This is a genomic window from Granulicatella sp. WM01, assembly GCF_004570605.1.
Classification (GTDB): Bacteria; Bacillota; Bacilli; order Lactobacillales; family Aerococcaceae; genus WM01.
The window spans coordinates 38,818-51,895 of the sequence record NZ_SPPB01000007.1; the positions used below are offsets into that span (position 1 = coordinate 38,818).

General features: G+C 34.0%; 14 protein-coding genes. 11 read left to right on the forward strand and 3 right to left on the reverse strand.

All coding sequences use genetic code 11. The annotated features are described in order from the left end of the window. Positions 1-95: 95 nt before the first annotated feature. Both zwf and E4T68_RS02115 read right to left on the reverse strand, forming a co-directional pair. Positions 96-1,592, reverse strand: coding sequence for a glucose-6-phosphate dehydrogenase (zwf, locus tag E4T68_RS02110; protein ID WP_135123651.1), 1,497 nt, complete (start codon positions 1,590-1,592; stop codon positions 96-98). Between the two features lie 160 nt (positions 1,593-1,752). Further along, positions 1,753-2,616 carry a cation diffusion facilitator family transporter gene (locus E4T68_RS02115; RefSeq protein ID WP_135123653.1) on the reverse strand — a complete coding sequence of 288 codons (864 nt, stop codon included), beginning with the start codon at positions 2,614-2,616 and terminating at the stop codon, positions 1,753-1,755. A gap of 120 nt (positions 2,617-2,736) precedes the next feature. Between E4T68_RS02115 and E4T68_RS02120 the strand changes: the two genes are divergently transcribed. The 11 genes from E4T68_RS02120 (at position 2,737) to E4T68_RS02170 (ending at position 12,521) form a co-directional block, all read left to right on the forward strand. Then, the gene (locus E4T68_RS02120) at positions 2,737-3,294 is read left to right on the forward strand and encodes an NUDIX hydrolase (RefSeq protein WP_135123655.1); all 558 of its coding nucleotides are present in this window, start codon (positions 2,737-2,739) and stop codon (positions 3,292-3,294) included. After that, positions 3,291-3,518: a hypothetical protein gene (locus tag E4T68_RS02125; RefSeq protein WP_135123657.1), complete on the forward strand. Its 228-nt coding sequence runs from the start codon at positions 3,291-3,293 to the stop codon at positions 3,516-3,518. Before E4T68_RS02120 ends, E4T68_RS02125 begins: the two co-directional genes overlap by 4 nt. Before the next feature lie 9 nt (positions 3,519-3,527). Beyond that, positions 3,528-4,217, forward strand: a complete 690-nt coding sequence (locus tag E4T68_RS02130; RefSeq protein WP_135123659.1) for a 5'-methylthioadenosine/adenosylhomocysteine nucleosidase — start codon at positions 3,528-3,530, stop codon at positions 4,215-4,217. Then, positions 4,214-4,747 (forward strand): cysteine hydrolase family protein, encoded by a 534-nt coding sequence (locus tag E4T68_RS02135; RefSeq protein ID WP_135123661.1) that lies wholly within the window; start codon positions 4,214-4,216, stop codon positions 4,745-4,747. Before E4T68_RS02130 ends, E4T68_RS02135 begins: the two co-directional genes overlap by 4 nt. A gap of 30 nt (positions 4,748-4,777) precedes the next feature. Then, complete coding sequence (locus E4T68_RS02140) at positions 4,778-5,578, forward strand: TIGR00282 family metallophosphoesterase (protein WP_135123663.1); 801 nt, start codon at positions 4,778-4,780, stop codon at positions 5,576-5,578. A gap of 110 nt (positions 5,579-5,688) precedes the next feature. Further along, positions 5,689-6,408 carry an HAD family hydrolase gene (locus E4T68_RS02145; RefSeq protein ID WP_135123665.1) on the forward strand — a complete coding sequence of 240 codons (720 nt, stop codon included), beginning with the start codon at positions 5,689-5,691 and terminating at the stop codon, positions 6,406-6,408. Between the two features lie 549 nt (positions 6,409-6,957). Next, positions 6,958-8,982 carry a BglG family transcription antiterminator gene (locus E4T68_RS02150; protein WP_135123667.1) on the forward strand — a complete coding sequence of 675 codons (2,025 nt, stop codon included), beginning with the start codon at positions 6,958-6,960 and terminating at the stop codon, positions 8,980-8,982. After that, the gene (locus tag E4T68_RS02155) at positions 8,979-9,260 is read left to right on the forward strand and encodes a PTS sugar transporter subunit IIB (protein ID WP_135123669.1); all 282 of its coding nucleotides are present in this window, start codon (positions 8,979-8,981) and stop codon (positions 9,258-9,260) included. Before E4T68_RS02150 ends, E4T68_RS02155 begins: the two co-directional genes overlap by 4 nt. Before the next feature lie 11 nt (positions 9,261-9,271). After that, positions 9,272-10,615 carry a PTS ascorbate transporter subunit IIC gene (locus tag E4T68_RS02160; RefSeq protein ID WP_135123671.1) on the forward strand — a complete coding sequence of 448 codons (1,344 nt, stop codon included), beginning with the start codon at positions 9,272-9,274 and terminating at the stop codon, positions 10,613-10,615. 171 nt (positions 10,616-10,786) lie between these two features. Then, complete coding sequence (locus E4T68_RS02165; protein WP_135123673.1) at positions 10,787-11,611, forward strand: transketolase; 825 nt, start codon at positions 10,787-10,789, stop codon at positions 11,609-11,611. Continuing rightward, complete coding sequence (locus E4T68_RS02170) at positions 11,598-12,521, forward strand: transketolase family protein (RefSeq protein ID WP_135123675.1); 924 nt, start codon at positions 11,598-11,600, stop codon at positions 12,519-12,521. The genes E4T68_RS02165 and E4T68_RS02170 overlap by 14 nt, the downstream gene beginning before the upstream one ends. A 422-nt stretch (positions 12,522-12,943) precedes the next feature. On the opposite strand, the gene E4T68_RS02175 is transcribed toward E4T68_RS02170, so the two are convergent. Beyond that, a partial coding sequence (locus E4T68_RS02175; protein ID WP_167753761.1) for a transposase occupies positions 12,944-13,078 on the reverse strand: 135 nt, incomplete at its 5' end.

A 13,078-nucleotide genomic window follows, 5' to 3' on the forward strand; every position in this document is an offset into this window, starting at 1 on the left:
ATTTAAAGCCTGTTAATTCTGCTGACAAACAGATATAAACATCTTTAGAATTATTTTACTAACGGTTTGCCTTTATACGTCATCACATTCAAAATTTATTCGTTAGGACAATAGATTGTGTCACATGAATGCCATGAAAATCCATCACGAGCTAATAAGTCATCTCCCTCTTTTGGTCCATGACTACCTGCTGGATATGTTGGTAAATCAGAACTGGTATCATTATCCCAAGCTGAACGCACTAAATCTATGAATTTCCAAGACAATTCGACTTCTTGACGATGCGCAAAGTTAGCATTATTCCCATTCAAACATTCTAAAATTAATCGCTCATACGCTTCCGGAATATCCTTTTCTTGTTCAGGAGAAACGTAATGTAATAATGGTTTACGTTCAATATCATTAGATAGTCCCATTTGTTTCACATTTATATTAAAGGACATGCCTTGACTAGGTTGAATATGAATAGTTAACACATCTGGTAAAATATCCACTTGCGTTGGAGAATGGAATAAATTCACATCTACTGATCTGAATTGGATATGAATAACAGTATTTTTATTGGCTAATCTTTTTCCAGTACGAATATAGAAAGGCACACCTGCCCAACGGAAATTATCAACCATTAGTTTCCCGGCAACATAAGTTTCTGTACGCGAATGCTCAACAACACCATCTTCTTGTAAGTATCCTAATAACTCCTCACTTTGAGTGTATTGAGCACGTACAAAGTTTTGCTTAACATCTTCTGGAGAATATGCACGTAACGAACGCAGTGCTTTAATTTTTTCTTGTCTTACATCATTTCCGTCCATTTGTACAGGGGGTTCCATAATAAGTAGTGATAATATTTGGAAAATATGGTTTTGTACCATATCAAGTAAAGCACCACCACTAGTATCATAATAACCTGCTCTTGTTCCAACACCAACTTCTTCAGATAATGTGATTTGAACATTATCTACGAACTTATTATTCCATAATGGCTCAAAAAAGATATTTGAAAAACGGATAGCATTAATATTTTGTACCATTTCTTTACCTAGGTAATGATCAATACGATAAATTTGCGTTTCCTCAAAAGTTTGTGCTAACTGATCATTCAACTCAATAGCAGACTCTAAATTATGCCCAAATGGTTTTTCAATAATCAAACGATTAAATCCTTGTTCAGTTAATAAATGTTGTGTTTTTAAATGCTCTGTAATTGTTCCAAAAAATTGTGGTGCCATAGCTAAATAAAATACTCGATTTTGCTGTGTTTGATATTTTTTGTCTAATTCACTGGCCAATTCTTTTAATTGTTGATATTCTTGTGTATTTTGAACATTATGTGATAAGTAATAAAAATGACTTGAAAATTCTTCTTTTTCAGTTTCGTCATCACTTAATGAAGCAATAGATTGCATCACAATTTCACGGTAATAAGCATCGCTCCACTCACGACGAGCAGTTCCAATAACGGCAAAATGTTGACGTAAATACCCTTTTTTAAATAGTCTAAATAAAGCAGGATATAATTTGCGTTGTGCTAAATCTCCTGTCCCACCAAAAAGTGTAATTAATACAGCTTTTTCTTGTGTTGCTGGCATAGATAACCTCCTATTTGAAATGTATTTCTATTATGCTGAGTTGTAAAAAACGTTGCAAATATTGTGCAATAAGCATTATAAAAGATTATTTTATCTTAAATAATCATGAATTGGAAATATTTTTTCTTTATTAGACAAAAACAGAATGAGCCACCCCATTCTATTCATCTGGTTCTACATGAATATCTATAAATGATACATGATAGTTTTGTTGCAATTCCCTTTCAATATCTTCTGTCACGCTATGGCTCTCTTTAACAGTAAGATTCGCCGGCATAACAACTGTTACATCTACATAAATATTTGCTCCATAGTGACGCGCTTTTAAAGCACGAATATCTAAAACTTCAGAATGTGCTAAAATGACTTGACGATAATCTTGCAAGCTAGCATTATCAAAACCGTCAGACAAAATGAAAGCATTATCTTTGAAAATAGAATATGCCGTTTGCAAAATAATGAGCGATACGATAATTGCCATTAAGCTATCTATCCAAACAAGTTGTGTCATTTTAGTAATGAATAAAGATACTCCTGTCACCAAACTTGCTAGAGCATCACTACGATTATTCTGTGCTGTTGCACGTAACCCTGCTGAACGTGTTATTCTTGCTAGACGATAATTGTACAAACACGTCAAAGCCAATGCTCCACTTGAGAGCAATCCTGTCCAAACCAAGATACTATCAAATTCTTGACTGTTAGGAAGCAACAGAGCATGGACGGCAGAAAACAATACTTGAGCACCTATAATGAACATAATAAACGCACTTATCAAACCAGCGATACTCTCTATTTTCCAATGTCCATACTGGTGCTCTGCATCTGCTGGAATGCGTGAAGAACGCATCCCAATAAAAATGGCAATGGAAGACAAAATATCTGTAAAATTGTTCCAACCATCTGCTACAAGTGCCATTGAATAGCAAAGTGTGCCTATCATAATTTTTGAACTTGCTAGTATAATATACACGACAATACTTAATAATGTTCCTTTTTCCGCTTTCTGTGTTAAATCTTCCATAAAATATTCCTATCTATTAGTATCATATACCTAATAAAATCATAACAAAAAACAATGTTATCTGTCAAAAATATGGTATACTATAACTACATAAAAACTATGTCTTTAAGGAGGTATATTATGTGCTTAAATGAACCAACAATTCGCAAAGAATTAAAATATACTGGGCGTATTTTTTCAGTCGAACAGCATCATGTCACTTTGCCAAATGGAAAAACAGCTCTTAGAGATGTTATTTTACATAATGGTGCTGTTGCTATCATTGCTATTACTCCAGAAAATAAATTGGTCTTAGTCAAACAATACCGAAAAGGTGTTGAAAAAATGTTGATTGAAATTCCAGCAGGCATGCTAGATAAAAAGGGAGAACTTCCTTTGGCAGCTGCTCAAAGAGAATTGATTGAAGAAACACGTTATGAAGCAAGAGAATGGGAAAAAGTCATCACAATGTCAATGAGTCCTGGCTATTTATCAGAAGAAATTACATTGTTTTTGGCAAAAGGTTTATTTCCAACAACGCTATCCCATTTAACTTTAGATGAGGATGAATTCGTTGAAGTTTTAGAATTGAGTCGAAAAGATGTTGAAGAATATATAAAAATAGGCTTGATTAGCGATGCTAAAACGTTGTATGCTATTTTGTATTGGGACTTGCTAGTTGATAGGGGTGTCTTGTGAATTCACGATTAAAGAAAAATCATCCAGAATATGTAGAGGAGCAAAACGTATCTTACGAAGATGAAACTATCCGTTTATCTCCACAAGATTTTCAAACCTTAGAAACACTTCAACAACCTAATCGTCCTACTCGTAAAGGAAGCATCAATCGCTTTTTAACGATAGGCATTATCGTTGAATTAATATTACTTGCCCTCATTTTATTTATCGCATTTAAAAAGTAAGGAGATTATATGAAAATAGGTATTATCGGTGCTATGGCACAAGAAACGGAATTATTATTAAGTCGTATGATGTACCGTATTGAAGAAAAAAAACATCATTTAACGTTTGTTTTAGGCCCACTAAATGGTCATGACGTTGTTCTTGTTCAATCCGGTATTGGAAAAGTCAATTCAACTATTGCAACAACTTTACTAATTACACATTATAAAGTTGATTATGTCATTAATACGGGTTCTGCTGGTAGTTTGGCACAGTTATCCATTGGAGATGTTGTCATTTCTAACCAAGTGGCATATCATGATGTCAATGTGACTGCTTTTGGGTATGCAATCGGTCAAGTCCCTCAAATGCCACTTTACTATGAAGCAGATGATACTTTAGTACAATTGGCATATAAAGCTGTTCAATCTTGTCATTTACGTGCGAACATTGGGGAAATTGTATCTTCTGATTCGTTTATTGATAGTCAAGAAAAAATACACACTATCCAAACTCATTTCCCTAAAGCACTCTGTACTGAAATGGAAGGTGCCTCTATTGCTCAAACATGTCATATCTTGAATGTGCCTTTTGTTATTGTTCGAGCAATTTCTGATAATGCAGATGGTAAAGCTCCTGTGTCATTTGATGAATTTATTGTCACAGCTGGAGAAAATTCAGCAAAAATGGTTTTAGAAATATTGGAGAATTTAGCATGAAAGCACTAATTGTTATTGACTATACAAATGATTTTATCGCTACAAATGGAGCTTTAACGTGTGGTACGGTTGGACAAAATATTGAGCACGCTATTGCCTCATTAGTAAAAGAATTTCAAGCAAATCAAGATTTTATCGTTTTTGCAACAGATAAACACGAAAAACAGGACAAGTATCATCCTGAAAACAAATTATTCCCTCCACATAATATCGTAGGGACAACAGGTAGACACTTCTACGGAGAACTAGACGTTTTAGCACAAGATGTCAATATTTATAAAATGGACAAACGCCGCTATTCTTCTTTTGCAGGAACAGATTTAGACAGTCGCTTGAGAGAACGGAGCATTACAGAAATTCATTTATGTGGTGTGTGTACAGATATTTGTGTCCTACATACTGCAATAGAAGGATACAATTTAGGATACGATATAGTTGTTCATAAACTTGCTGTAGCAAGTTTTGATGATGTTGGTCATCACTATGCTTTGAAACACTTGGAACATGTCATTGGTGCAAAAGTTATATAGGGTTTAAAAATAGGAAGAGTAGGCAAAATCGTGAGAATATTATTTATCGGTGATATTGTGGGAGGCATTGGGAGAGAAAGTGTACGGGAATTATTACCTAAATTAAAACGCAAATATAAACCACAAATCACAATTGCTAATGCTGAAAATTCAGCACATGGAAAAGGGATAACAGAAAAAATATACAAAGAACTATTGGCACTAGGCATTGATGTCATCACAATGGGAAATCACACTTGGGATAATAAAGATATCTTTAATTTTATCCACCAAGCTCCTAAACTAGTTAGGCCTGCAAACTTTCCAAAAGGTGTTGCTGGACAAGGCTTTACTATCATCAACGTTAATCATCAAAAATTAGCTGTTATCAACTTACAAGGACGTGTCTTTATGGCAAATTTAGATGACCCTTTTACCGTAGGCGAACAGTTAATTAAAGAATGTCGGAACATCACGCCACATATTTTTATTGACTTTCACGCTGAAACAACCAGCGAAAAACAAGCATTTGCTTGGTCAATGGATGGCTTAGTTTCTGCTGTTATAGGGACACATACGCACGTCCAAACAAATGACGCTAGAATCTTACCACAAGGCACTGCATTTATGAGTGATGTAGGCATGACTGGTGCCTATGACAGTGTGTTAGGATTTAGAAAAGAAGCCATTATTACTAAATTTAAAAATCAACTACCTGCCCGACATGAAGTCACCGATTCAGGACGTAAACTATTTTCTGCTTGCTTCCTTGAACTTGATGATACTACTGGAAAAGCACGTAAAATTGAAAATATTTTAATTAATGAAGATAGAAAACTAGACATTGAATAATACTCGAAAACTAGGAAAATCCCCTTTCGTATTACAGAATAGTCTGTTGTACCATAAGTGCGTATCAAAAATTTCCTAGTTTTTAGTTGAGTAACAAAGGAGGTGCATCTATGACACACAATAATATAGCTATTATTTTAGACATTGACGACACAGTTTATGATCAAATGATTCCTTTTAAAAATGCACTATATAAATATCTCTCTTTTCCATCTCATCAACTCGTTTCTTTATTTTTGAGCTATAGAGCCTATAGTGACTCTGTTTTTGAAGCTACGCAGCATAATCAAATGACTATACAAGATATGCACATTTATAGATTAAAGCAAGCATTGTTAGACTATGATTACATCATTTCAAATGAACTTGCTTTAGCAATTCAAGATGACTATGCTACACAACAAGGAAATTTACATTTAGACGAACATATTATACATTTACTCAACCTTTGTCAGCAACATAACATTCCATTAGGCATTATTTCAAATGGACCTAGTGAACATCAGTGGAAAAAAGTGCATCAACTTCAACTCACACGCTGGATAGATCCTAATCACATTATCATTTCTCAAGATGTTAATGTCATGAAACCTGATAAACAAATTTTTTCGATATTAGAACAAAAAATGCATTTAAATAAACAACACACCTACTATATTGGTGATTCTTATCAAAATGATATTATTGGTGCAAAATCAGCCGAATGGAAAGCAATATGGCTAAATCCTTACCATAAACACATAACTGGTCATCATACTCCTGATGCCACCCTATTTAGCCGTTTGGAATTATATCACTATGTTTCTCATCTTATCACAAATTCACTCTAAATGAATACGCTGCATGCCGTTTATACACTTGCATGCAGCTTTATTTCATGGGGATATTTTTAAAGCATTATATTCCTTTTGACTAATAGAATAAAAAAATCTAATAACAATATAAAAATTCGTTAAATATGCAAAGTTATAAAATAGCCGTAAATACTAATTATTATATTTTCAGATATAACGAATACATCCTATAAATTTCCTTTCCTAAATAGATGACTTTAAAAACATCTTAACTCTTGTATTAGTATTTACTACATCTACTATTCTTTTGAACACTTCACACTGCATCCCTTGTTTTCTCTTTTTTACACATTATTTCTCTGTGAATTTTCCATTTCATCTTGTCAACTATCTACTAGATAAGCCCCCAATATTTCTATAAAATATGTTATCATTCACTAATATAGAATATCAAAAATCCCTGATAATTCTACTTCTATTGCTTTTCGGCACAATCATATAACCTATCCCAAACATGACTTTGTGCTGAAAAAGTATAGCATCTTAGACAGTATTCTTATATGATAAAAACGTGGAGGAAAAATAATGTTAGATAATAGTTTAATGACACTACTCAAACATATATTGGAAAACCCTACAATAACCGTACACTCATTTTTGGATATTCATCATCTCAGCCAAAGACAATTTCAATTAAAATTGAAACAACTAAATGATTATTTACATACACTACATTTAGCACCTATTTCAATCGAAAATCAAGTCTTTGTCTATGATAAACAACTTGAAAATTTTTTGTTACAGGATGATTTTTACAACGAAAAAAATATTTTATTTGAAGAAGATATGCGTATCTATACAATTTACTTATATACCTTCATTCGTCAAGAAACTATCAGTAATTTTCACTTTCAATGGTTGATGCAAGTGAGTAAAAATACCGTACTATCCGACATGAAACACGTACGTAATATGTGTTTAAAACATCATGTTCAATTCGGATACACAAGAAAAAAAGGTTATCACTTAAATGGGACAGAAATGGATAAACGTTATGTTGCCATGATCTGTTTAAATCATTTATTGAGCTACTCTATTGGCAAAAAAATTATCTATCATCTGGTTAAGTCATGGCAAATTGATCCGTTTTTAGATGATATTAGTCAGTCCATTAAGTCTTGTCTAAAAGAAGATAATTGGCGTGTTCCTCCGTCAAGGCTAGAGTTATTAACCTTTTTTTATCAACTCATTTTAATTCGTGACTCTTCAACACTCAGCTTTTCAGACAAACAACTACACGTCTTAACTAAGCATGAATTATTGCACACTACTCGGCGAATTGCAGACCGTTTAAATATTCATCATACTATGGAAGTGTATTATTTAACGGCACATTTACTAGCTGTTGTAGAGGGAAATACGCTAGAGCATACACAAAAATTGCATCATCATATTCATTATATGATTGATTATATTGAACGTCACATGGTTGTACATTTTGACAAACAACTTGACTTATATAAAGGACTCTGTTTGCATCTATTGCCTACATACTATCGTATTCTATTTGATATTCCCATTCACAATAGTTTAACAGAGCTCATTATAAGTGATTATCCATTTCTATTTGATATGGTTAAACGCTCACTAATCCCATTAGAGCATGAGTTAAATAAATCTTTTTCAGCAGATGAAGTTGCTTTTTTAACAATGTTTTTTGGAGGAAAATTGAAACAAAATTTTCCCACTCAAAGCACACTACATGCTCTTGTCATTTGTCCAAATGGCATTAGTGCTTCAAATATGTTAAAAACACAACTGGAACAACTTTTTCCAACGTTCCAATGGTCTGTTAGTGCACACATGGAGCATTATGATTTAACACATGTTCACATGATTTTTTCTACAATTTTTATGAAAGCACCTATTCCAGTATATGTCACTAAACCTATTTTATCTATTCATGAAAAAAATTATTTGATTGATGTGGTCAATAAAGATTTTAATGTCACTACATCTAAATTGCCAACAAGCCAAGATATTATTGCACTTGTTGAAAAGCATGCAACAATTTTAGATTATGCACATCTTGAGCAAGATCTTGATTGCTATATTCGTCAACATGCTTATATAGAAAGGAAAGAAAACCCTATGTTAAAAGATTTAATCCGCCCAGAGTACATTCACTTTTCAACGGATACGCTATCTTGGCAAGAAGCTATTCAACTCTCATGTGCTCCTTTAGAAACATACGGCCATATCACACCACAATACGCTGAAGCTATTATTGAGCGTGTCAAAACATTTGGTCCGTATATCCATATTGGTAAAGGTGTAGCCATTCCACATGCTAGACCTGAAGACGGTGTCAAAAAAATCGGTATGTCACTTTTAAAATTGCACACACCTGTTCAATTAGATAACATGGCTGAACATACTGTTGATGTGTTCATTACACTAGCTGCAATTGACAATACAACACACTTAAATGCGCTTTCCGAACTCACTAAAATATTGTCGGATACACATAAATTAGAGCAATTAAAACAAGCTAAAACAACACAAGATGTCTTACATATTATTAATCATACTCAGGAGGAAAACAAATGAAAATATTAGCTGTTTGTGGTTCCGGATTAGGAACAAGTTTTATGGTAGAAATGAATATTCAACAAATTTTACAAGAATTAAATATTCACGATGTAGAAGTAGAGCATTCTGATTTAAGTTCAGCAACACCTCAAAGTGCCGATGTCTTTTTCTTAGCAAAAGATATTGCTGAGGGGGGTACTCACTTAGGTGATGTGGTTGTTTTGGATAGCATTATCGATATGGACGAATTACGTACTAAAGTGCAAGACACAATGCAACGCTTTGGTAAATTATAGGAGGTTTTATCATGGTAGAATTTTTAAAAGATTTCTTCAGTTCACCAGCAATTTTATTAGGATTAGTTGCCCTTATTGGTTTATTGCTACAAAAAAAGTCATGCCCAGATATTATTAAAGGGACTATAAAAACATTTGTTGGTTTTCTAGTCATTGGCGCTGGTGCCGATGTACTTGTCAGTGCATTAAATCCATTTGCTCAAATGTTCCAACATGGATTTAATGTTTCTGGTGTTGTGCCAAATAATGAAGCAATTGTTGCACTTGCTTTATCAAAATATGGATCAGCCACGGCTTTTATTATGATGGCGGGAATGGTCTTTAATATTTTAATCGCACGCTTTACACGATTTAAATATATTTTTCTAACAGGTCATCATACTTTATATATGGCATGTATGGTTGCTGTTATCTTATCTGTATCAGGGTTACATGACGGATTACTTGTTTTAATTGGAGGACTTGCTCTAGGTATTATCATGTCCTTATCTCCAGCAATTTTGCAACCTTTTATGAAAGATGTTACCGGTAATGACAATGTTGCTTTGGGACATTTTAGTGCAGTTGGTTATGCACTAAGTGCGCTCGTTGGAAAAGCTGTTAAGGGCAAAAAGAAAGTATCTACTGAAGAAATTAATTTTCCAAAAGGCTTAGGGTTCCTACGTGACAGTACAGTAAGTATTACATTAACTATGGCAATATTATATGTTATTGTAGCGTTTGCTGCAGGCAAAGATTATATTCAATCTCAATTAAGTGATGGTCAACATTTCATGGTGTTTGCCTTGATTAAAGCAGGAACATTTGCCGCAGGTGTCTTTGTCATTTTAGCTGGTGTTCGTTTAGTTCTAGCTGAAATTGTCCCTGCATTTAAAGGTATCTCTACAAAACTAGTACCTAATGCTAAACCTGCTTTAGATTGTCCTATCGTATTCCCATTTGCACCTAATGCCGTAATTATTGGCTTTTTTGCAAGTTTTGTCGGTGGACTTGTCAGCATGCTTATTATGGGAGCAGCTGGTACGATTATCGTACTTCCGGGTGTTGTGCCACATTTCTTTACAGGTGCAACTGCAGGAGTTTACGGCAATGCTACAGGTGGAGTCAAAGGAGCTATCCTTGGTTCATTCACAAATGGATTAGTTATCAGTTTCTTACCAATTTTATTAATGCCTGTTTTAGGCGATTTAGGGTTTGCAGGATCTACTTTCTCTGATGCAGACTTTGGTGTTTCTGGTATTTTCTTAGGCAAACTTGCTAATTTAGGTGGTTCTGGTGCGGTAATTATCGGTGTTTTAGCCGTTCTAGCATTAATGTTTGCCGTATCTTTCAAAAAGAAAGACTCTACTAAATAAACACATTTAGCGAGAAAGTTTTTTCTCGCTTTTTCATTAACACTTTTGCCTGCTTTCTTTTTATCTAGTAGACACCCTAAACAATGCACTTTATCTATTCCCCTAATAAATCATACACTTATGTAAGCTAACTCATTATATACATCAATTACCTTTAGAAAGGCTATTATTATGGAAAATTTTGCAAAACGTATTCGTTTAGAACTATTAAAAACACTAATGCATTTAGGATTTGGCCACTTTGGTGGATCACTGTCTATCGTAGAAACCTTGGCAGTATTATATGGAAAACACATGACTATCTATCCTGAAAATCCTAAACATCCAAATAGAGATTACTTTATTTTATCTAAAGGGCATGCCGGCCCTGCACTCTATGCGACACTGGCTTTAAAAGGATTTTTTCCTTTAGATATGTTAGACACACTAAATCAAAATGGAACACATCTCCCCTCACACCCAGATTGCCATTTAACACCTGGTGTTGATATGACAACTGGTTCTCTTGGACAAGGCATTTCAGTTGCTTCAGGTATCGCTTATTATCATCATGTTAATCACTTACCTAATAAAATATTTTGTATTGTAGGTGACGGAGAATTGAACGAGGGACAATGTTGGGAAGCTTTTCAATTCATTGCACATCATCAATTAAAAAATTTAATCGTCTTTATTGATGAGAATAAAAAACAATTGGACGGAACAACATCTACTATTTGCAATCCTTTTGACTTCGTTCAAAAAATGCAATCCTTTGGGTTTCACTCTCTAAGAATTAAAGGAAATGATGTTAATCAAATTGATCTAGCTATTCAAGAGGCTTACTCTCAAGATAAACCTACAGCTATCATTTTAGATACCATAAAAGCTCAAGGAGTCCCTTATTTAGAACAAAAAGAGGATAATCATCACATTCGTCCAAATAAAGAAGATAGTGCAGCTATTCAAATTGCTATTTCACAATTAGAGGAGGAATTAAACAATGGAAATGCGTAAAATGTATGCTCAAACTATCGAACAAATAGCTAAAGCAGACCCTAATGTTTTCGTCTTGGAAGCTGACTTGAGTAATGCCATTGCGACACAATCTTTGAAACAAACACTTGCACATCAATACATTAACTTAGGGATTATGGAAGCTAATATGATGGGAGTAGCCGCAGGAATTTCTGTAGCAGGAGGTGTGTGCTTTGTTCACACATTCGGACAATTTGCAACACGCCGAGCTTTCGACCAAATTTTTGTATCATTAGCTTATGCCAAACAACATGTGGTTATTGTTGGATCAGACGCTGGGGTAAGTGCTGAACATAATGGTGGTACACACATGTGTTTTGAAGACACAGGGTTAATGAGATTGGTTCCACATGCACATATTTATGATGTAGCAGATGAATACCAATTAGCTTATTTGTTAAAAAAAGCCTACAAAACAAAAGGTGTTCACTATTTACGTATTATGCGAAAACAAGCTGATGTCATTTATACAGAACAAGACACATTTGAAAATGGCTCTAAAGTACTACGTCAAGGTACAGATGTCACATGCATAGCCAACGGCATTTGTTTAAGCACACTTTTACAAGTTGCAGATGAGCTGACTAAGGATAATATTTCCGTTGAAGTCATTGATTGCTACCGTTTGAAACCGCTAGATACCCAGACGATTATAACAAGCGCACAAAAAACTAACTTGGTCATAACTTGTGAAAACCACAATGTTATCGGTGGGTTAGGAAGTGCCGTGGCTGAAACACTTTCCCAACATTGTCCTACTAAACTTATCCGTTTGGGAGTACAAGAGCAATTTGGACAAGTAGGAAAATTAGACTATTTGAAACAGTACTATCATATTGACACACAACACATTATAGATACGATTAGGCAGGCTATTCAAACAAAATAAATAACACATTTTGATTAAGTAGTGCATTAACTACTTTTCCTAGTCACGAGTTAAGAGATTTTGTCGTACTTATCAAAATACACCTTATTTATGATATAGAGGCGTATCAAACACATCAATTCCGTCATAGCCAAAAAACATACATCGTTCTGTCCAGAAAAATTTAGGATACACAATAAATTAGGACTGAAAAAGATCTTTAAATAACAAAAACTGGGAAAAAACTAAAAAATCGTGCTGGCTTTTTTATCTAGGCTCTTCGTCAAATTATGTTGGTAAGTAAAAATTCCAGCAAATATTAAGTTGTTTTTTCTTAATAGGGCTAATTGTTTCTTTTCGAATCGATATGCAGTTGTCAAGGTTTATAGCGTGAGCGTGCCTTGACAATAAGCATACTGATTTGATAGACTTTTCAGCCCATATTAAGATTGTTTAAATAATTTTTCTTGCACTAAAAATACTCGAGTTCGTAAATATGTAAAATATTTGAACCCATAACTCATGCGATTTAATAATTTTATTTTTCGATTTATCCCCTCAATAACACCGTTAGAATA